The 22521-nt window shown below is 42.3% G+C and carries 18 protein-coding genes; all 18 read left to right on the top strand.

Annotated features, from left to right (window positions below; all coding sequences use genetic code 11):
* The first annotated feature begins 149 nt into the window (after positions 1 to 149).
* The 18 genes from DW152_RS04800 to DW152_RS04715 all read left to right on the top strand — a co-directional run bounded on the left by DW152_RS04800 (position 150) and on the right by DW152_RS04715 (position 22515).
* Positions 150 to 596, top strand: a complete 447-nt coding sequence (locus tag DW152_RS04800) for a hypothetical protein (protein WP_005330834.1) — start codon at positions 150 to 152, stop codon at positions 594 to 596.
* A gap of 62 nt (positions 597 to 658) precedes the next feature.
* On the top strand, positions 659 to 1261 hold the full coding sequence (locus tag DW152_RS04795; RefSeq protein ID WP_077326061.1) for a Type 1 glutamine amidotransferase-like domain-containing protein: 603 nt from the start codon (positions 659 to 661) through the stop codon (positions 1259 to 1261).
* Positions 1262 to 1315: 54 nt separating this feature from the next.
* The gene (locus tag DW152_RS04790) at positions 1316 to 1834 is read left to right on the top strand and encodes a ClbS/DfsB family four-helix bundle protein (RefSeq protein ID WP_055264514.1); all 519 of its coding nucleotides are present in this window, start codon (positions 1316 to 1318) and stop codon (positions 1832 to 1834) included.
* A gap of 141 nt (positions 1835 to 1975) precedes the next feature.
* Entirely contained in the window at positions 1976 to 3361 is a 1386-nt protein-coding gene (locus DW152_RS04780; protein ID WP_117805326.1) for a zinc-ribbon domain-containing protein, read from the top strand.
* Positions 3358 to 3537, top strand: coding sequence for a hypothetical protein (locus tag DW152_RS04775; protein ID WP_002594660.1), 180 nt, complete (start codon positions 3358 to 3360; stop codon positions 3535 to 3537). The genes DW152_RS04780 and DW152_RS04775 overlap by 4 nt, the downstream gene beginning before the upstream one ends.
* A gap of 236 nt (positions 3538 to 3773) precedes the next feature.
* Entirely contained in the window at positions 3774 to 3902 is a 129-nt protein-coding gene (locus DW152_RS13565) for a hypothetical protein (protein ID WP_255601781.1), read from the top strand.
* Between the two features lie 169 nt (positions 3903 to 4071).
* Positions 4072 to 4896, top strand: a complete 825-nt coding sequence (locus DW152_RS04770; RefSeq protein ID WP_117805325.1) for a ParA family protein — start codon at positions 4072 to 4074, stop codon at positions 4894 to 4896.
* Entirely contained in the window at positions 4853 to 5791 is a 939-nt protein-coding gene (locus DW152_RS04765) for a ParB/RepB/Spo0J family partition protein (RefSeq protein WP_117805324.1), read from the top strand. The genes DW152_RS04770 and DW152_RS04765 overlap by 44 nt, the downstream gene beginning before the upstream one ends.
* A gap of 285 nt (positions 5792 to 6076) precedes the next feature.
* Positions 6077 to 10327, top strand: coding sequence for a SpaA isopeptide-forming pilin-related protein (locus DW152_RS04760; protein ID WP_117805323.1), 4251 nt, complete (start codon positions 6077 to 6079; stop codon positions 10325 to 10327).
* A 161-nt stretch (positions 10328 to 10488) separates the two neighbouring features.
* Positions 10489 to 10785: a hypothetical protein gene (locus tag DW152_RS04755; RefSeq protein WP_092071888.1), complete on the top strand. Its 297-nt coding sequence runs from the start codon at positions 10489 to 10491 to the stop codon at positions 10783 to 10785.
* 12 nt (positions 10786 to 10797) lie between these two features.
* Positions 10798 to 11076, top strand: coding sequence for a hypothetical protein (locus DW152_RS04750; RefSeq protein ID WP_117805322.1), 279 nt, complete (start codon positions 10798 to 10800; stop codon positions 11074 to 11076).
* 25 nt (positions 11077 to 11101) lie between these two features.
* Positions 11102 to 18364 carry a DEAD/DEAH box helicase family protein gene (locus DW152_RS04745; protein ID WP_117805321.1) on the top strand — a complete coding sequence of 2421 codons (7263 nt, stop codon included), beginning with the start codon at positions 11102 to 11104 and terminating at the stop codon, positions 18362 to 18364.
* A 20-nt stretch (positions 18365 to 18384) separates the two neighbouring features.
* On the top strand, positions 18385 to 19347 hold the full coding sequence (locus tag DW152_RS04740) for a DUF3991 and toprim domain-containing protein (protein ID WP_055056983.1): 963 nt from the start codon (positions 18385 to 18387) through the stop codon (positions 19345 to 19347).
* The gene (locus DW152_RS04735) at positions 19344 to 19763 is read left to right on the top strand and encodes a DUF3846 domain-containing protein (protein ID WP_087203227.1); all 420 of its coding nucleotides are present in this window, start codon (positions 19344 to 19346) and stop codon (positions 19761 to 19763) included. Before DW152_RS04740 ends, DW152_RS04735 begins: the two co-directional genes overlap by 4 nt.
* Positions 19764 to 19898: 135 nt before the next feature.
* Positions 19899 to 20057, top strand: coding sequence for a DUF3789 domain-containing protein (locus tag DW152_RS04730; RefSeq protein ID WP_087203228.1), 159 nt, complete (start codon positions 19899 to 19901; stop codon positions 20055 to 20057).
* Positions 20020 to 20361: a plasmid mobilization protein gene (locus DW152_RS04725; RefSeq protein WP_002594670.1), complete on the top strand. Its 342-nt coding sequence runs from the start codon at positions 20020 to 20022 to the stop codon at positions 20359 to 20361. The genes DW152_RS04730 and DW152_RS04725 overlap by 38 nt, the downstream gene beginning before the upstream one ends.
* Entirely contained in the window at positions 20352 to 21737 is a 1386-nt protein-coding gene (locus tag DW152_RS04720; protein ID WP_117805320.1) for a relaxase/mobilization nuclease domain-containing protein, read from the top strand. The genes DW152_RS04725 and DW152_RS04720 overlap by 10 nt, the downstream gene beginning before the upstream one ends.
* A complete protein-coding gene (locus DW152_RS04715) occupies positions 21721 to 22515 on the top strand; it encodes a PcfB family protein (protein ID WP_066517854.1) in 795 nt (264 codons plus the stop codon). The genes DW152_RS04720 and DW152_RS04715 overlap by 17 nt, the downstream gene beginning before the upstream one ends.
* Positions 22516 to 22521 lie beyond the last annotated feature (6 nt).

Below are 22521 nucleotides of genomic sequence, written 5' to 3'. Positions count from 1 at the left end.
AAAAAACAGCGATTTACATCAAACTTACATCAATTGATGCAGAAATCGGTGCAAGCAAGAAAAAATCGCATAATTAGTGCAATGAGTGGGCAATTCCAATCGGAGTTGCCCATTTTTAAAACAAACAGAAATACAAATCAGAGTTTGTGATGGTAGATAATATGGAATGGTTTAATGTTTTTGGGCTGATTTTTATTGCAGTCATTATGATACCCAATGTTGTATTTGCGATTAAGTGCAAAGATGGATTTGATAATAAGTGGAATAATAAATATGTTGAGGTCACAGAACAAGTAGGGAGATTGGGTTGTTTCGGATTCATGATAATCAATATTCCGGGAACTTGGTTCGGGTGGTGGTCTGACGAAGCATTTGCACTATATCTGATTGTAGATACCATATTGGTAATGCTTTATTGTGCTATTTGGATTATATGTTTTAAGAAAAACAGCGTTTTCAGAGCATTAGCACTTTCTATTATTCCTTCAATGTTGTTCTTATTTAGTGGGATTATGAGTAGGTCAGTGCTATTGATTATTGCATCAGTATTATTTGCACCAAGTCATATTGTGATTTCATATAAAAATGTAAAATGATATTTACAAATTCAAGTTTGTTAAATTGGAAAATTAGAATTTATATATAAAGGAGAATATTGATGAAACTGTTTTTATGTTCGCACTTTTCAAGTGTAGGAAGTCTGATAAAGGAAGAAATTGAAAATAAAAAAGTCGCATTTATTCCAACAGCTTCGCTGCGTGAAGGCTACACCGGTTATGTCGGCTCGGCTCGAAAATTATTCAAAAAGTTGGGAGCAATCGTAACTGAAATTGATATTTCAACGGAGGCTTATTCAACGATACAGTCTGTTTTTGAAGATGCGGATGTGATATATTTTACCGGCGGAAATTCTTTTTTCCTTATAGACCAGCTCCGTAAAACGGGAACGGATGAGCTGTTGAAAAAAGAATTGGCAAAGGGAAAACTGATGATTGGTGAATCGGCAGGTGCGATTATATGCGCTCCAAGCATCCAATATATCGAGCAAATGGATGAAAAGCCGGAGGACTACTCACAAGAAGATGATGCAGGGCTTGATTTGATTGATTTCTATGTTCTTCCGCATTATCTTACAGCACCATTTAAGAAAGTTACCGAGAAAATAATGACTGAATTTTCGGATTTGAATCTATGCCCTATTAACAACCATCAGGGAATTGTAATTGATGGTGAAGGTTCAAAGGTTATTTGCAAAGACTAATTTGAAAAATCCTTTTTTTGAAACTGGAAAATCGGAAGCTGAGGAGATAGACTATTGAGAACATATGAGAATAAAGACGAGCTTAAAAACGAGATAAATAAAAGCTTTGCAAAGTATATTTCAGAATTTAATGATATTCCGGAGCATTTAAAAGATAAGAGAATTGATGAGGTCGATCGAACTCCGGCAGAAAATCTTGCTTATCAGGTTGGCTGGACAACTCTTGTTATTAAATGGGAATCAGACGAAAGAAAGGGTATTCCTGTCAAAACTCCTTCGGATAATTTTAAGTGGAATCAGCTTGGCGAATTATATCAATGGTTCACAGATACGTATGCTCAGCTGTCACTGCAAGAATTGAAAGACAGATTGAATGAGAATATCAACTCTATTTATGTAATGATTGATTCTCTGAGTGAGGAAGAATTATTTAAACCACATATGAGAAAATGGGCTGACGAAGCAACTAAAACAGCTGTCTGGGAAGTATACAAATTCATACATGTTAATACAGTTGCTCCGTTCGGAACTTTTAGAACCAAGATTAGAAAATGGAAAAAGATTGCACTATAACTTCCAGTTTGCCAACTTGCCCTTTGAGAGAGGAGAAATCCCTTTCCCAAAGGGCTTTTTCTATTTATACGGATATTCGCAAACTACAAGATAAAGCCAAAACTTCATATACTCTAAGCACAAGGAGGTTGAGGTTTGGCTATGAACAACAGTTTAGCAGAAGTACACCCAGAGCTTATTACGGAATGGTCGGAGAAGAATTTACCGCTTACACCTGATGATATTACCTTTGGTTCAAATAAAAAAGTATGGTGGAAAGGTACTTGCGGACACGAATGGCAAACAAGCGTTAAGGCTCGTTCTAATGGAGAAAAATGTCCGATATGTTCCGGTGCGAGAGTGATTGCAGGTATTAACGATTTGGCGACATTAGAGCCGTTACTGGCAAAGCAGTGGTCAAAAAAGAATAAGATAAAACCGACAGAGGTTTCTATTGGTTCTCATAAGAAAGTGATATGGAGATGTAAAAAAGGTCACGAGTGGGAAGCTGTCGTTAAAAGCAGGACAATAAATAAAACGGGTTGCCCGTATTGCTCTCATAATAAAGTGTTGGCAGGATTTAATGACCTTGCAACGCTTCTGCCGGATATAGCTGCCGAGTGGTCGGACAGAAATTATCCGTTACTTCCAACTCAGGTTACGGTCTTTGCCAATCGTAAGGCGTGGTGGAAGTGTAAGGATTGCGGCAGAGAGTGGAACACCCTTATTTCTACCCGTTCCGGTGGGAGTAAATGCCCGTATTGCAGTGGGTACATATTCTCGAAAGGGTTTAACGATTTGCAGACAACACACCCTGAAATTGCTTCGGAGTGGTCGGAGAAGAACTTGCCTTTGAAACCTGATGAAGTAAATGCAAAGTCGAGGAAAAACGTCTGGTGGAAGTGCAGAAAATGCGGTAATGAGTGGAAATCCGTTGTCAATGCCCGTGTGAAAGGTACGGTATGCCCCGTTTGTGCAGAGAGAGAAGTCCTTGCCGGATATAATGATTTGGCGACAACGGACAGTCAGCTTCTCAGTGAATGGGATTATGAACAGAATAAATTGAAGCCGACAGAGGTATCACGAACTTCAGCAAAGAGAGCGTGGTGGAAATGCAGGCACGGTCATTCATGGAGTATGAAGATAAATGAAAGGACGATATTGAATAAAGGCTGCCGAATTTGTGAGCAAGAATATTTATCTCTATTTCCTGCTTTGGCTGTCAGCTATTATTCTAATAAGAAAGGTTTGAAAGCAGAACTTGGTTCTGACCGATTGCTTGGAGTTCCGCTTGAAACATACATACCTTCAGAAAAGTTGGCTATTGAGTCAGGAAGTGCTGACGAGAATATAGAAATAATGAAAGCATATATGTGTGAGCAACGAGGAATAAGACTGATTAAACTGCCGATGAAAGGCACTGAACTGGATTATGCCGACAGCCTAAAAAGAGCTTTTCAGAACGTACATATATTTATTTCTTCTGATACAGAGGAAGATGTAGAGATAATCAAAAATACATTTGAAAGATGGAGGGACAGCCAATGAGAGAGAAAACCTATCATCTATACTTAAATGAAGAAGAACGAAGCCGAGTGATACAATCGCTCATTGAACTGAAGAACAATTTAGCAGCTCAGGGACGATACACCGATGCAGTAGATGATGTCCTCTGCAAAGTGCTTGAAGCAAAGAAAAAGAAATTGAAAATTGAATACATTTAGAACGTGTTTTGCCGTCTGTTTCCTAACCGGAGCAGGCGGCTTTTTTTATTTCAAAAAATTTTTCAAAAAAATTTTCGGAAAAGCGGCGATTTTGGGTGTGCATTTCATACCCCTTTGTCCAAATGAGTGAAGGGGTTCATTCCAGATAGCAAAAACGGAAGCCTTTTCGCTTGAAAATTGAATAAGTCATTCACTAAGACTTTATTTCTGATGATAGCCACTTTAGCAGGTACGCCGTGATTTCTGTATTTCAGAATAGCGAGAATTCCGGCTATGAGTATCAGGTTGCTCCTGATATGGCGATGACAGTCAGAATGATAATGATACTTCTCTACGGAGCTGGCGGAGTACCCGGCAGAGGTTAGAATCCTATGATACAGATAAGCAGTCTGTTCCTTAGTGACTTCCCATAAGCATTTTGCTTGGCAAGGGGTGTTGAGAACAAATATTGCTATGACCGATTAGGAAATGAGTCGGTCAGGTACATAGCCATAATGCGGTGGCTATGAATTTCAGAAAGGAGGGCAAAAAGAAGTGTCAAACTGCAAAACGATTTCCGTATGTAACCAGAAAGGCGGAGTCGGAAAGACCACCACAACAGTTAATCTCGGAGTCGGGCTTGCAATGCAGGGCAAGAAAGTATTGCTCATAGACGCAGACCCGCAGGGCGATTTAACAACTTGTCTTGGTTGGCAGGATACAGACGGTTTGGGTATCACGCTTGCAACAAAACTCACAGATGTAATCAATGAAACGATGACAGACCCTATGGTTGGTATCCTGCATCACGAAGAAGGTGTTGACCTTGTTCCGGCAAACCTTGAGCTTTCAGCAATGGAATTTAACCTTGTAAACGCAATGAGCAGAGAAACTACACTCAAGAATTATTTGTGTCAAGTGAAAAACAGATATGATTATGTAATTATAGACTGTATGCCTTCACTTGGTATGGTTACTCTCAATGCTTTATCGGCGGCAGACAGTGTTATCATTCCGGTTCAGGCTCAGTATTTGCCGGCAAAGGGTATGACACAGCTTGTGCAGACCATTTCAAAAGTAAAGAAGTATATCAATCCGGATATTAAGATAGACGGTATGCTGCTTACTTTGGTGGATAGCCGAACAAACCTTGCAAAGAGTACGGTGGAAGCACTCATGGCGAATTTCGGTAATCAGATAAGAATGTATCGAACACAAATCCCGATTGCCGTAAAAGCCGCTGAAACTTCTTCCAAAGGCAAAAGCATTTATGCTTATGAGCCAAACAGCACAGTGTCTAAGGCATACGCTGAATTTACAAAGGAGGTGTTAGCCGATGGCAGGAAGAAAGAGCGACTTCACTCTCACGAAGCTCGATGATTTATTTACCACGCAGGCACAGAGAGATGAAGAACAGCTTTCAAAAATCCGAGATATTCCGTTAGAGCTGATTGATGATTTCCCAGACCATCCGTTTAAGGTCAGGGACGATGAAGATATGATGCAGCTTGTGGAGAGTGTCAAGGAAAGAGGGGTTATTACTCCGGCAACGGTAAGGCAGAAAGAGGACGGCAGATACGAACTTGTTTCAGGACACAGACGAAAGCGAGCTTGTGAACTGGCAGGATTTGAAACCTTGAGAAGTGAGATTGTAGACCTGAACAGAGATGAAGCGACCATTTTAATGGTTGAGAGTAATTTTCAGAGGTCAGAGATATTGCCGAGTGAAAAAGCCTTTGCGTATAAAATGCGTTTGGAAGCAATGAAAAGACAAGCAGGCAGACCAAGAAAAGAAAATGTGTCCCCAGTGGGGACGAATTTACGAACCGATGAACAAATTGCACAGGAAACAGGGGACAGCAGAAATCAGATACACCGATATGTGCGTCTGACAAACCTTGTTTCTGAACTGCTTGAATTTGTTGACGAGGGGCGTATTAAAATGCGTCCTGCCGTAGAGCTTTCCTATCTTGATGAAGATTGCCAGCGTGATGTGGTTGATGAAATCGACCTGAATGATGCTACCCCGTCACACGACCAGACAATCCGTATGCGAAAGTTATTCAACGAGGGCAACCTTACAACCGAAGCAATCCACGCTGTTATGTCTGAGGAAAAGCCGAACCAAAAGGAAAAAATCGTGTTGAGGGGTGACAGAGTAAGACAGCTTATCCCGAAAAACATTCCCGTCAGTCAGACGGAGGATTTTGTTTGCAAAGCATTGGAGCATTACAACAAGTTTTTGCGTAATCGTGCAGAACGTGACAGCAGATAGCCGGAGTTACAGTTCCCCTTTCTCACACTCTAACCCCTTAGTTATACTTCTACCTACCGAAAACGATATATATTATCTCACTTGAATATAAGTATCTCAAAGTATATGTCTATCTCTAAGGGGCAATCGCACAATATGAACGGACTGGAGGTGTATGGTAAAATGAAAAATTAACGAAAAATCCGCATTTGTTTTTCGGCAGGTAAATCTTGTCGTAAGAGAAAATCCACAAAGGCACATCGTAGAGATACGGTGTGTTTTTCAATTTTTACAGGAGGAAACGCAATGATAAAGTCAAAATTCAAAAGAGTCACGTCGCTTTTCTTGGCGACCCTTATGTGTGTGACCACTTTTGCAGGCATTGGCTCGACAACAGCATATGCTGCTTCGGGAGAAAAAGCCGATGTTTATATGGTCGATTTCCCTCGTGATGGCGATGCTAATTACGATGGGGTATGGGGACACAGCAATTTGACCTTGAAAAATGGTTGGCATACCGGACGTTCCAATTTTACCAATCTTAAGGCTATTGGCTCATACTCAGGCAATGTTGCTTATTGTATTGAGCCGGGAATTTCGCTCAAGGTCGGTCAGACAATGAATAAGTATGACGAAAATTATTTTAATAACCTTGCAGCCAATGGGGTTATTTCCGGAGATGAAATACGTCTTTTCGTTGGTCGTATTTTACAGTATGGCTATCGTGGGAGAATCTCGACTTCTTGGAGGTCACAGAATGAAGCGGCAGCAAACAGCATTGCACAGGCTTATGCTACACAGCTTCTTATCTGGGAAACTGTTATCGGAGAGCGTGATGCGAACTTCAATCATGTAGCAGCCAGTGGTTGCAGCAATGTGAAAGATGTCATCAATGCAAAGCATCCGCTCCGCAATAAGATTTTCAGTTATTACAACAGTATGGTGCAGAGTGTACAGAACCATGCGACCATACCGAGTTTTTGTAATAAATCATCCGGTTCGGCAAAGACAATAGAACTTGAGTGGAACGGAAGCAAGTACACAACTACTCTGACAGATTCCAATAATGTGCTGTCCAAATATAATTTCAAGGCAAACATCAGTGGAGTAAGTTTTTCAGTGAATGGTAACAAACTTACGGTTTCTATGGATACAGCACCGAGTAAGGAATTTACCATTACCGCAACCAAGAAAAATGCAGTCCGCAGAGGTGTGGTTGTATGGTCAGAGGGCAAACACGGTCAGAATTCCAGTGTGCAGGATGTTGTCAGCTATGCTCAGGAAGTAAGCGACAGTATCAACGGTTATGTGAAGATGAAAGTCAGCTATGGTTCTTGTCAGATTGTAAAGACCAGTGAGGACGGCAAGGTTGACGGTATTAACTTCACGATTACCGGAAACGGTATCAATCAGACGGTTACAACAGCTAATGGCGGTAAGTTCCAGATTGATAACCTTATGCCGGGTATCTATACTGTAACCGAGCAGGCATACGATAAGTACGAGCCGCAGGAAACACATAGAGTTACTGTTGTGGCAGGGCAGGTTGCAAAGGTCACTTTCAATAACAAATTGAAGCGTGGCGACCTTCAGGTAGTGAAGTCCTCAGAAGATAACCTTGTTGAAGGTGTGAAGTTCCATCTTTACGGTACTTCTCTTTCCGGTGATACTGTTGACCAGTATGCAGTTACAGACAATAACGGTGTGGCAACTTTTAAAGATGTGCTTATCAGTGGTTCTGAACCATATACCCTTGAAGAAGTAGACACAGCTATCCGTTATGTTGTGCCGAAAAATCAGACTGCACCAGTGAAGTGGAAAGAAGTAACCACAAGAAACTTCAACAATATTTTGAAGAAATTTACTGTAACAGTAACAAAGAGCGACGCAGAGAAAGGCGAAGCACAGGGCAATGCCAAACTTTCAGGAGCAGTTTACGGTATCTATAAGGGAGAAACGCTTGTTGATAAGTATGTTACTGATGAAAACGGTCAGTTCACTACCAAAGAATATGTTTGTGATACCGACTGGACAATCCGTGAAATTACACCGAGTGAAGGCTATCTCCTTGATAAGACCATTCACAAGGTAGGTGCAGACCCGAAACTTTATGAGGTGGAACACAACCTTACTTCCAATGATGTAACCGAGCAGGTAATCAAAGGTAACGTGGCTATCATTAAACACACTGATGATGGAGAAACAAAGATTGAAACTCCTGAAAAGGGTGCTTCCTTTGAGATTTATTTGAAATCTGCCGGAAGCTATGACGCAGCCAATAAAGACGAGAGAGATACTATCGTTTGCGATGAAAATGGCTTCGGTCAGACAAAAGATATGCCGTATGGTATTTATACCGTACACCAGACTTCCGGTTGGGAAGGCAGAGAGATGATGGATGATTTTGATGTGTTCATTTCACAGAACGCACAGACCTACCGTTATCTTATCAATAACCGTAACTTCGAGAGCTTTGTCAATGTAGTCAAGGTGGACGCAGAAAGCGGAAAGAGTATTCCGTATGCAGGAGCAGGATTTAAGATTTACGACCCGCAGGGCAATCAGGTCAAAATGACCTTTACTTATCCGACACCAACCACGATTGATGTGTTCTATACCGACGCAAATGGTTCTCTTGTCACACCTGAGAAACTGGATTACGGCAAGGGATATTCTATCGTAGAGGTACAAGCTCCATATGGATATGTACTTGATGATACTCCGGTATATTTTGATATTACCGAAGAAAATTCCACAGAGGAAGGCGGCGTAACTGTTGTGAAAGTCAATAAGCCGAATATGGCACAGAAAGGTACTATCATGGTTGAAAAGACCGGAGAAGTATTTAGCGGTGTCAATGTAAGTGGTTCTGAGGACAGTGATGTTATCTATCAGCCTGTTTATGAAGTGGCAGGACTTGAGGGTGCAGTTTATGAAGTCCGTGCTGCGGAAGATATTAGTACACCGGACGGTACACTCCGCTATTCAAAGGGCGAAGTGGTAGATACTATCACAACAAGCTCCAATGGGTTTGTTAAGAGCAAAGAACTTTATCTCGGAAAATACGAGGTCAAGGAAATTACCGCACCTTACGGAATGGTAGTCAGTGGCGAAACACATACGGTTGAGCTTACTTATGCAGGTCAGAATATATCTGTTACCGAAACTTCCACATCATTCTATAACGAAAGACAGAAAGTGCAGGTAAGCCTTGCAAAAGCCATTGAAAAGGATAAGACATTTGGTATTGGCGACAACGGAGAAATCAAAAATATCAGCTTTGGTCTTTATGCCGCAGAAGATATTGTATCTGCAAGCGGTACAGTTATTCCGGCTGATGGACTGATTGAGATTGTCAGTGTAAATGAAAATGGAACTGCTGATATGAAGTCAGACCTTCCGTTTGGCAAATACTATGTCAAAGAGATTGCAACCGATGAGCATTATGTTCTCTCAGATACGAAATATCCGGTTGCATTTGAATACGCAGGTCAGGATACCGCAACGGTTGAAATAAAAGTGAATGACGGAAAAGAAATCAAGAATGAACTTATCTATGGTTCTGTATCAGGTAAGAAGATTGATGAGAATGGAGAAGCACTTGAGGGTGCTGTTATCGGTATCTTCAAAGCCGAAGAAACAGAATTTACAAAGGATACTGCACTTATGACGACTACCTCTGCAAAAGACGGTAGTTTTTCTTTTGCAAAAGTTCCTTATGGCAAATGGATTGTAAGAGAAATCGAGCAGCCAAAGGGATTTGTTCTTGATGAAAAAGCGCATGAGGTCAATATCAGTGAAGCCGAGCAGGTAGTTGAAATCGAGATTGTCAATGAGTATGTTCACGGCAATATCAGACTCACAAAAGTGGACGCTGAATATCCAGATAACAAGCTTACGGGTGCAACCTTTGAGGTATATAAGGACACCAATGAGAACGGAAAGATTGATGATGGCGATGAACTTATCGGAAATCTTGAAGAAACTGAAACCGGAATTTATGAGATGAAAGAGTTGCTTTACGGAAAATATATTGTCCGTGAAACAAAAGCACCGGAGGGCTTCCTGCTTGATAAGGGAGAATACTCTGTTTTCATTGAAAAGGACGAAACAACTTATTCCGTTGAGAATAAGGCAGGCGTTGGATTCATCAATGAAGCTATGCGTGGAACACTGAAAATCGTCAAGACATCTTCGGACGGTAAGGTCAAAGGTTTTGCGTTCAGAGTAACCGGAGCAAATGGTTATGATATGACATTTGAAACAGATAAGAACGGCGAAATCGTGATTGAGGGACTTCGTATTGGCGAATATACCGTATCAGAGGTGGCTAACAATGCGTCTGCCGCATATATCACACCTGCCGACCAGAATGTTACTATCAAACTTGATGAAACAGCCGTCGTAAAAATGCACAATGAATTAAGGGATACTCCGAAAACAGGAGATGATACCAATATGAAATTTTGGTATGTCCTTGCCGGACTTTCTGCTGTCGGTATCGCCGTAACTTCTGTTGTTGCACACAAAAAGAAGAAAAAGGAGGGTAACGAGTAATGGAAGCAAAGACAATTATCGCTATCGCATTAGTCGCCGTTATCGTTGGCGGCTTTATCTTTCTTCAGGTTAAAAACCGTAAGAAGTAAGAAATAACCGAATATTAACCAGTCGGGGCAGAGCATAAAAAACTCTGTCCCTTTTTTTTTTGGAGGAACACTATGAAACAACAGAAAACGGTTGAGAGCCGAGTGCTTGAAATCTTAAAGGAATGCCCGATGTCGAGGTATGATGATATGCTTCTCATTCTGCATTATTACAACCGATACGGATATATTCCTGCCGGAAAACTTCCGCTTGAAGATATTGTATTTAATTACAGAGCATACGGACTTCCTTGCTTTGAAACCATACGCAGGGCAAGGCAGAGAGTACAGTCCCTTTTTCCTGAGTATTCACGCAATCCGCAGAAAGAAGAACAAAGTGGCGGTATTTCTATTGTAATCAACATTGGTTAAGGAGGTATTTTCGTGAAAGACAAAGCAACTTTTCAGAATAAGGTCAAGGTGCTGAATAAACTCTTTGACTCCGGTTGTGATACGGAGAAAAAGTTGCAGCAGCTTGATATGGAAGCAATCCTGAAAATTCCAAATATCACTATTCCCGATATGGGTGTGATTATGGAACTTCAGAAGAATACAAAGTCTGGTAAACTCTTTTCATATTTGGGCGGAGGTTCTGATGAAGCAGTAAAAAATAACAGAGGTAACAATGAAAAGAAAGAGCCTGCTATGCAGGAGCAGAGATAAGAAACGATAAGGAGGTGCAAGGGTAATGGCACGAAAATATGACCTTATTTCTGAGCTTTACAACCGCACCTGCAAAACGGTTGTATCAAATCCTCAGAACTGGCAGGCATTCTTGGCTTCGGCTTGCCGAAATTATAAGTTACGCTATGACGAGCAGCTTCTTGTATATGCACAGCGACCTGATGCAACAGCGGTTCTTGAGATAGAGCAGTGGAACAGAATTTTTGGCAGATGGGTCAACCGAGGTGCAAGAGGTATTGCTGTTTTTGCTGATGAGAACCGTACAAGGCAAAGACTGACGCATTACTTTGATATTTCAGACACCCACGAAAGCAAATATTCGAGAACAGTCCCGATTTGGGATATGCGTCAGGAATACGAAGCAGATGTGATTGAAACATTGGAAAGCACTTTCGGAGAGATTGAGAATAAGAGCAGTCTTGCCGAAGCAATTATGGGAGCTGCAAGAAATGCGGCAGAGGATAATATTCCTGATTATCTGCAAGACCTTTACTATGCAACCGAAGTCAGTTTCCTTGAGGAAGTAGACAATGATATTGTGGCTTCCATTTATAAAAATGTCGTAGCAAACAGTGTGGCATATATGATGATGTCAAGGCTTGGTGTTGATACGGACGGCTATTTTGAACTTGATGATTTCAGAGATGTTACCAACTTCAATACGCAGGAAACACTCAATGCACTTGGCTTTGCTACCAGTGATATTGCAGAAATGGGATTGACGGAAGTGTCTAAAACAATTACCGCACTTAACCGTCAAAATCGCATAATTGTCGGTCAGGACAGAAATGAATACAATAAGGTTGAAAATAACGACGAAAGGAGTTTGGACAATGAACGAACTGACCTACACAATGGTGGGCGATTACAGCCTTCCGAACCTGAAACTTCCACAGCAGCCGGAAGTGACTTTGGGCAGATACGCTCAGATGAGGAGAAAGTTTCTGAAGGAACATCACAGAGTCCTTTACTACAATCTCCTGACGAGGGGCGAACTGACACAGCACTTGGCGGAAGTGGAACAGAGAGCCAGCAAGATGGAGGAAACAATCCTGAACCAGATGGCACAGAAAGAGGGAGTGACCGAACAGATGAAAGCAGAGGATATGATGAAATGGGTTTGTCTGATGAACTCCCTTCGCAGCTCGGCACAGGAAATCGTGAAAGCGGAAGTGATATTCGCTTAGAAGATATAAAACCGTTGCCGGATATGGGCGGGCAATTATCCTTTATACAAGAACGAGCAGAGGAACAAACAACCTCTGCTTTTTCTATTCCAAAAGAAATTATAGATAATTATCTTGCGAGTGGAAGCGGCTTTGCGAATGGAAAGTACCGTATTTATGAGCAGTATCAAAAGAGTTTATCGCTTAAAGAAAATGCCGATTTTCTAAAAAAAGAGTATGGCACTGGCGGAGGAACATACGCAGGTGGTGTTTCGGACTATAATTATGATTGCGATGCAAAGGGTGTCCGTATCCGAAAAGGTTATGAGGAAAATGCACCAGAGATTCGTATGAATTGGACGGAGGTTGCAAAGGAAATTGGTCGCCTTATCAGCGATGACAGATACCTGAATAAAAAAGAATGGTGGAACTATCCTGAATGGCTCGCTGAGCAGGAAGTGAAGCGTGCAAGAGTAGCAGAACAGGTTGAAAATCGTGAAGTGATGTCCACCGTACCAGCCCAAAAAGAGCCTGAAGAACAGGAAATGCCGCAAGATGTGGAGTATGAATATCATCTTGGCGATAAGGTGTATATCGGTGCTTCTGAGTATGAAATTTTATCTATTGATGACGAGAGAGTAATGCTCTATGACTATGATATGCCGTTGTTTAACAAGGAATTTTCACACATAGAGTTTGATGAAAAAGTGCGTGAAAATCCAATGAATGAGCATTTGATTGTAAAAGAAGTACCAACCGAAGAAAGAAATGTAACTGTCGATTATAACGATGCTTTTTTTATCAATCAGGATAATGCAACTGTTACTTGGATTTATTATAATCCGGATAGTGCAGCCGGAGGACAGTATGTCACAAATATACTGAATTTTGATGAAATCACAGAGATAGCAAAAGACAGTCAGACATCTAATGAGTTTTTTGATAGGCTTGGAAGTATCGCCAATCAGACACTTGCTGATGTCGGAACGGAATGGTTTTCGGAAGCAGAAAGCCGTTTTTTAGAAAAACCAGATTTTACAGACTGCACGCAGGATACAATGCAGAGCCTTGTTTCGGAAGCAGAAAAATCTTCAGTCACAGAAGTTCAGACCAATATGGGCAGTATGCCGATAGAGGATTATCGAGAGATAGTAGCTTCGCAGTCAGGTTTTGACAGCTATGATGAGATGTATAAGCAGGGGTATCGCATAGGAAACGGTTATGATAAAGAGCCTGAGCCGGTAGTTCCCGCTTGGGAGCAGAAGAAAAAGGTCAAAGGCTTTGACCTGCACCCTGATGTGCCTATGGCAGACCGTCATACCTTTAATCTCAGAGAAAATGAGGTTGAAACGGTTGGTAAAAAGGAACGCTTCCGCAGAAATATTATGGCAATACAGCTTCTCAAAAAATGTCAGGAAGAAAACAGATTTGCCACGCCTGAAGAACAGATTGTTTTATCAAAGTATGTCGGTTGGGGTGGACTTTCAGAAGCCTTTGATGAAAATAATTCAGCGTGGGCAACGGAATATCTGGAACTTTCTTCGGTATTAACACCGGAGGAATATGCTTCAGCAAGAGAAAGCACATTGACTGCGTTCTACACGCCGCCCGAAGTAATCACAGCTATTTATAAGGCAATGGAGCAGATGGGATTTAAGGAGGGCAACTTGTTAGAACCGTCCTGCGGTATCGGTAATTTCATCGGTATGCTGCCGGACACAATGCAGGACAGTAAGATTTACGGTGTGGAACTTGATAGGATTTCCGCAGGGATTGCACAGCAGCTTTATCAGAAAACAACCATTGCGGCACAAGGATTTGAAGAAACCAATTTGCCGGACAGCTTTTTTGATGGAGTGGTTGGTAATGTGCCTTTTGGAGATTTTAAGGTATCGGATAAAAGATATGACAAGTATAAGTTCCTGATACACGATTACTTTTTTGCAAAGTCCCTTGATAAGTTAAGACCCGGCGGTGTGATGGCTCTTGTAACGAGCAAAGGCACAATGGATAAGGAAAACTCGGCAGTACGAAAGTATATTGCACAGAGAGCAGAGCTTCTTGGAGCAATTCGATTGCCGAATAATACCTTTAAGGGTAATGCAGGAACGGAAGTCGTTTCGGATATTCTTATCCTGCAAAAGCGTGACAGACTGATAGATATTGAGCCGGATTGGGTTCATCTTGATACCGATGAGAACGGAATTAAGATGAACTCTTATTTTGTGCAGCACCCCGAAATGATACTTGGAGAAATGAAAATGGTATCGGGGCGTTTCGGTATGGAAGCAACTTGTGTACCGTATGAAAATGCAGACCTTGCAGCACAGCTTGATGAAGCAGTCGCAAATATTCACGGGGAAATCACGGAATATGAAGCCGAGGAAGAACTGGAGGAGGAAGATAATTCTATTCCGGCAGACCCGACAGTGAGAAACTTTTCCTATACGGTGGTGGACGATAAAATCTACTATCGTGAAAATTCCCGTATGACTCCGGTGGAGGTATCGGCAACCGCAGAGAACCGAATTAAGGGTATGATTGCTATTAGAAATTCCGTCAGAACGCTGATTGAATTGCAGACAGAAGATTACCCTGACAGCGAAATCAAAGCGGAGCAGGAGAGATTAAACAGACTTTATGATACCTTTTCAGGTAAGTACGGACTCATTAACAGCCGTGCAAATACTTCTGCTTTTTCGCAGGACAGTTCATTCTCTCTGCTTTCCGCATTGGAGATAATCGGAGAGGACGGAGAACTGGAACGTAAGGCTGATATGTTTTCTAAAAGGACAATTAAGCCGCATACTCCGGTTACTTCTGTTGATACGGCAAGCGAAGCGTTGGCGGTATCGCTTGGAGAAAAAGCCACGATTGATATGGACTATATGATGGAGCTTTCCGGTAAATCGGAGAATGAAATCTTTGAGGATTTGAAGGGTGTTATCTTCCTAAATCCGCTTTATGAGTATGGAAACTCTTACGAACCGAAGTATCTGATGGCTGATGAATATCTTTCGGGTAATGTCAGGGAGAAGCTGAGGATTGCAAAGAACTCGGCAGAACTCTATCCGGAAGATTATAAGGTCAATGTGGAAGCACTTCAAAAGGTGCAGCCGAAAGACCTGACTGCAAGTGAAATTTCCGTACGACTTGGTGCAACTTGGCTGCCGCCGGACGATGTGCAGGAGTTTATCTTTCATTTGCTTGAAACACCACGATATGCACAGTGGAATATCAAAGTTCACTTCTCTCCTTTTACGAGTGAGTGGAACATTGAGGGTAAATCTTACGACAAAGGAAATGTAAGGGCATATAACACTTACGGAACTTCCCGCATCAATGCCTATAAGATTATCGAGGAAACGCTGAACTTAAAAGATGTGCGTATCTTTGATTATATCGAAGATGATGAGGGTAGGAAAAAGGCTGTCCTGAATAAAAAGGAAACTGCGATTGCTCAGTCGAAGCAGGAAATGATTAAGCAGGAATTTCAGGACTGGATATGGTCTGACCCTGAACGAAGGGAAAGGCTTTGCAAGTTCTATAATGAGAAGTTCAACAGCGTCAGACCCCGTGAGTATGATGGAAGCCATATTATTTTCAATGGTATGAACCCTGAAATCGAACTCAGGGAACATCAGAAAAATGCAGTTGCCCACATCCTTTACGGAGGAAATACGCTTCTTGCACACGCAGTCGGAGCAGGAAAAACTTTTGAAATGGTAGCGGCAGCACAGGAGTCGAAAAGGCTTGGGCTTTGTAACAAGTCACTGTTTGTTGTACCAAATCACTTGACCGAACAATGGGCGGCAGAGTATTTGCAGCTCTATCCGGCGGCGAATATCCTTGTTGCCACGAAGAAAGATTTTGAAACCAAGAACCGTAAAAAGTTCTGCGGCAGGATTGCAACCGGAGATTATGACGCAGTTATCATCGGGCATTCACAGTTTGAAAAAATCCCGATGTCCATTGAAAGACAGAGGGCAATTCTTGAACAACAGCTTGAGGAGATAACCGGAGGAATTGCAGAACTCAAGCGAAACCGAGGGGAAAACTTCTCCATAAAACAGTTTGAAAAGTCAAAAAAATCCATCAAGCAGAAACTTGATAAACTCAATGACCAGACGAAAAAAGATGATGTTGTAACCTTTGAGGAACTTGGTGTAGACAGGCTTTTTGTTGATGAAAGCCATTATTACAAGAACCTTTATCTTTATACAAAAATGCGTAATGTGGGAGGTATCGCACAGACGGAAGCACAGAAATCTTCCGACCTCTTTATGAAGTGTCGTTACCTTGACGAGATTACCGGAGGACGAGGAACCGTATTTGCAACGGGTACACCTATCTCAAACAGTATGGTGGAACTCTATACGATACAGCGATATTTGCAGTACAACACGCTTGTGAAAAATGGGTTGCAGCACTTTGATGCCTGGGCTTCCACTTTCGGAGAAACCATTACGGCAGTGGAACTTACACCGGAAGGAACGGGATACAGAGCAAAGACAAGGTTCGCAAAATTCTATAACCTGCCTGAACTAATGGCGATGTTCAAGGAGATAGCGGACATTAAAACAGCAGATATGTTGAACCTGCCAGTACCGGAAGCAAAGTACCATAACATTGCAGTAAAGCCGTCGGAAATGCAGAAGGAAATGGTTGCTTCCCTTGCAGAGAGAGCCGAGCAGGTGCGTGGCGGCGGTGTGGATTCAAGCGTAGATAATATGCTGAAAATCACGAATGATGGAAGAAAACTGGCTCTTGACCAGCGTATGCTAAATGATATGCTGCCTGATTTTGAGGGCAGTAAAATCAATGCCTGCGTCGATAACATCTATCGGATATGGAAAGAAAATGCCGACAAGAAATCGGCACAGCTTGTGTTCTGTGACCTTTCCACGCCGAAGAATGACGGAACATTTTCCGTCTATAACGACATTAGGAAAAAGCTGATTGAGAGAGGTATTCCTGAAAGTGAAGTAAAATTTATACACGAAGCCGACACGGATATGAAGAAAAAAGAACTGTTCCAAAAGACCCGCAAGGGAGAAGTCAGGGTGCTTCTTGGCTCTACTCAGAAGATGGGAGCAGGAACGAATGTGCAAGACAAACTTATCGCACTTCACGATGTGGATTGTCCGTGGCGACCTTCAGATTTGGAGCAGCGTTCCGGTAGAATTGTCCGTCAGGGCAATGAAAATCCGCAGGTAGATATTTACCGCTATGTAACAGAGCAGACCTTTGATGCATACCTCTATCAGCTTGTGGAAGGTAAGCAGAAGTTCGCAAGTCAGATTATGACGAGCAAATCTCCGGTCAGGTCGGCAGAGGATATTGATGAAACCGCACTGTCCTATGCAGAGATAAAAATGCTTGCAACAGGTAATCCATATATCAAAGAAAAGATGGACTTAGACATTCAGGTGCAGAAGCTAAAGATGTTAAAATCCAATTTCTTATCGGAGAAATACGGACTGGAGGATAAGGTCATCAAGTTCTACCCACAACAGATTGCTTACTTGAAATCCCGTGTAGAGGGACTTACAAAAGATGTTGAAACAGCAAAATTACACCCGAAACCGATAGACGAGCAGCCGCTTGGAATGATGGTATCGGGTGTTTCTTATTCCGAAAAAGCCGAAGCAGGTCAGGCAATCATCAATGCCTGCAAGTCAATGAACAGTCCCGATGCGATACCACTTGGCGAGTACCGTGGCTTTCAAATGGAACTGTATTTTGATACGGTGCAGCGTAATTATGTTGTGAAACTGAAAGGCGAAACGAGCAGAGATATACCGCTTGGCGACGATGCTCACGGTAATATCGTGAGAATAGATAACGGCATTGAACGCTTCGAAGAAACACTTGCTGATACGAAAAACAGTCTTGAAAATACGGAAAAGCAGTTTGAAACAGCGAAGCAGGAAATCGAAAAGCCGTTTGCAAAGGAGGAAGAAGTGAGGGCAAAAACTGCCCGACTTGATGAGCTGAATATCCTGCTCAATATGGATAAAAAGGAAAATGAGATTGTCGGCGGAGAGCCTGATGAGGGCGAAGCAGTCGGCGGCAGAAAGGAGAAATCGTATGAGAGATAAACAGGAAGGCGGTGGTCGATATGCCATTTATCGCACCTGAGTTAATCATTCAGGCGAAACAGATGGACTTATTAACCTACCTGAGAAATTATGAACCGTATGAACTGGTTAAGTTTTCAGGTAACACCTATTGCACCAGAACCCACGATAGTTTGAAGATTTCAAACGGGAAATGGATATGGTGGTCGAGAGGTATCGGTGGCAGGAGTGCTTTGGATTATCTGATTAAGGTCAAAGGTTACAGCTTCCTTGAAGCGGTGGAAACCATTATCGGACACACAGCGATTCAGGCTCCGGTCTATGAAAAGCCACAGCCAAAAGAGGAAAATAAACCGCTTCTTCTCCCTGAAAAATGTGCTTCCAACAGAGTGATTACAGAGTATCTTTTCGGGAGAGGAATAGATTTTGAAATCATCAATTACTGTATCTCTAATGACCTTATCTTTGAGAGCCTGCCGTATCACAATGTTGTGTTTGTAGGCTATGACGAGAAGAAAGAGCCGAAATATGCAGCCTACCGTTCCACGAATAAGCGTAGGATTATGGGCGATTGCAGTGGCAGTAAAAAAGATTATTCTTTTCGGCTTGGTAAGGAAAACTTGGAGGAAGTACACCTCTTTGAGTGTGCCATAGACCTGTTATCCTATGCCACGCTTGCGAAGTTGAATGGGCAGGATTGGAAAGAAATGAGCTTTGTTTCGCTGTCCGGGGTGTATTCTCCGGCAAAGAAAATTGAGGACAGTAAAGTGCCGATTGCACTGGAAAAGTATCTTGGCAGTAACCCATCTGTCAGGAAAATCCGTATCCATTTTGACAATGATATAGCGGGCAGAAAGGCAGCACAGACCTTAAAAACTATTCTGCCGGATAAGTATGAAATCGTTGATGAGCCACCAAAAGCAGGTAAGGACTTCAACGATTTTCTTTGTATGCGGATGGGAATTTACAATAAAAAAACACACGAAAGGAATGAAGAACGATGAATGATTCTAAGATTAAAGTTCTCTTGGTAGAACCGGAAAAGTACCCGAAGGAAATTGTAATCGACGACAGTCTGGAAGCAATGCAGGAGGTTGTCGGCGGGAATATTGAGGAATATATGCCCTATGACGATGACGTTGCAATCATCTGTAATGAGGAAGGAAAGATGAGAGGACTTCCGCTTAACCGTGCAGTTTATGTGCAGGACAATGATAAGAAAGAGATGGTAGATATTATCTGCGGCAAATTCTTTATCTGTTATGCACCGCCTGAGAGTGAGAGTTTTCAGAGCTTGCCGGACGATATGATGAAGAAATACAAGGAACAGTTCAAGTATCCCGAACGCTTTTCTAAGGAAGTGGGCGGCAATATCGTGGCTGAACCTTTTAAGCCGAAATCAAAGGATTATGAGAGATAGTAGACTGAGAACGGGGCAACCCGGAGGAGATGTTTATTCTTAGCGAGCAGACCATTTGGATAAACACAGTTTCCCAAACGGTAAAAGGCTCGTTAGGGGTTGCCCCTAATACCCCGTGAGAAAGGAGAACTTGATTTGAGAGAGTTATTACTTATTGCCGCCGGAACACTGCTCGGCAGTTGTCTTGGCGTTACGATGATGTGCTTATTCCAGATTAACAAAGATTGCAGAGTAAAGAGAAAGGAAGATACCGATTATGAGAAAGAGAAACATTCAGAAGATTGTACGCTTTAACCGCAAGGAAGCACAGGATTTGGCAGCAAAGGCAAAGAAGGCTTGTCTTTCCGAAGCAGGACTTATCCGTTTACTTATCAGAGGTTACGAACCGAAAGAGAAACCCGATGACCGTTTCTATGATGTGATGAGGGAACTTTCCTCTATCGGTAATAACATCAATCAGCTTGCTGCCAAAGCGAATACACTTGGTTTCATTGACGCACCTATGCTGAAGAATGAAGCTGCAAAGTGGAATAAGTTCCAGTCAGAGATTGAGAGGACATATCTTCGTCCAAATCAGAGCGAAATGAAATGGCAGTAACAAAGTTGTGGTCGGTAACAGAAAGGCTCGGTCAGGTCATTGACTATGCAACCAATCCCGAAAAGACTTCTGCAAATATCAAAAGGGAGTTTTCACCGAAACAGTATCAGGCTCTTGCTGATGTTATTGCTTATGCAAAGGATGAAGAAAAAACAGAGCGAGAATTTTATGTTGAGGGTATCAACTGTAATGTGGCGATTGCCCGTGACCAGTTCATAACGGTTAAGGAACAGTACCAAAAGACAGATGGTATCCAAGCCTATCACGGATATTTGAGTTTCAAGGAAACAGATATATCTCCTGAGATGGCACAGAAAATCGGAATGGAATTTGCAAATGAAGTGTGGGGTAAAAGATTTCAGGTCGTTGTGACAACCCACCTGAACACAAAGCACCTGCATTGCCATTTTGTCATCAACTCTATTTCTTTTGTCGATGGCAAACATTTGTGGGGAGAGGAAAAAGCGTGGTTCAAATTCCGAAAAGTTGCAGACAGAATTTGTGAGAAGTACGGACTTTACTATGACCCGAATCCGAACCGCAGTAAGCAGTCGGATTATCTGACGATGAAAGAAAAGGCAGGTATGCCGACACGCTATTCGGTTGCAAAAGAAGCCATTGATTATGCTATCGACCATAGCAAGACCCTGAAAGAATTTCAGTTTGCTCTCAAGGAAATGGGATATGCCTATAACCTAAGTCCAAGCCGAAAATACTGGACGGTCATTCCAAAGGGATACGATAAACCGATACGACTGAAAAATCTCGGAGCAGATTATACCAATGACCGGATTGTAGAGCGTATCAAAGAAAATCGTGACAGATGGGCAGAGATTGAGCCGTTCCAGAGGGCGACTTATAAACCAAGACAGTACCGTATGCAGACCAGAGGGCAGAAGCTGAAAAAGAAAGGCGGACTTTATGGGCTGTATCTGTATTACTGTTACAGACTCGGTTATCTGCCAAAGTATAAGAAACAGAATAACGCAAGGCTTCATTATCTTTTGAAAGATGATTTGATGAAGCTCGATAAGATTACTGATGAAGTAAGGCTGCTCGGACGAGAAAATATTTCCACGGACGAACAGCTTTTTTCATATAAGACTTCCTTAGAGGAGCAGATGAAAAATCTGATTGCCGGAAGAACACATCTCCGAAAAAAGATAAGAACAAATATTGATGATGGTCAGCTTCAGGCGGCAAAAGATGAAATCGCTTCTATCAATGGAGAATTGAAAAAACTCCGACGGGAAGTAAAACTCTGCGAGGATATTGCGGAGAGGTCAAAGGTTATGGAAGAAAACCTTGAGCATATCGAAACAGAGGAACAAAAACAGCAGAGAAAGGAGAAATCACGCTATGAACAACGGTGGTGACGCAGCAGAGCAGGTCGTTAGGCTTTCGCTTGAAGGCTTTGAAGTTGCTGCAAGATTAAGCGGTTCGGCGGCGAAGAATATCGCATTGCTTTTGGTATCGGTTCTGAAGCAGGAACAAAAGACGAAGGGCAAAGCAAGGCTTACCAATATGATTAAGTCAGGCAAGGAGCTGAAAGTCTTTTCCATTCCGCAAAAGGATTTGAAGAAGTTTACCGAACAGGCAAAACGCTATGGCGTTCTTTATTGTGTCCTCAGAGATAAGAACACAAAGGGAGAGAACGCTCCGGTAGATATTATTGCAAGAGCAGAGGACGCTTCTAAAATTCAGCGTATCGTTGAAAGATTTGAACTTGGCAAGGTGGATAAGGCTTCGATTGTCAGTGAAGCAGAGAAGGCTATCGCAGACCGTGAAGCGGTTGAGAAAGAAAAGCCGACTAAATCCAAGAGTGAAATCATTATGGAAGAAGCGGTCAGAAATCCAATGCAGAAAGAGGAGCGAGCAAACGCAAACCCCTCAGTCGCCAAAACAGACAAAAGCCCTCTGTCAAGGCAAAACTCAGAGCCGGTAGAAACGCAATCTGATAAGGGTGTTGCAAAGCCAGTGGAAAAGCCATCGGTCAAAGAGAAACTTGACCGTTACAAGGCACAGGCAAAACAGCAAAAAGAAGCAGAGCGTAAAGAGCCGGAGGTTAAGAAAGGCGGCAAGAATCCGCAGCAGAAAAACGGTCAGACGGTACACCGTCAGCCGAAGAAGAAACCCAAAACAAAAGAGAGGTAATTCACT

The organism is Dorea sp. AM13-35, from assembly GCF_003473885.1.
In the GTDB taxonomy this organism is placed as follows: Bacteria; Bacillota; Clostridia; order Lachnospirales; family Lachnospiraceae; genus Dorea_D; species Dorea_D hominis.
Note: the sequence above shows the minus strand (reverse complement) of the source record. Positions and strands in the feature narration are given on the sequence as shown.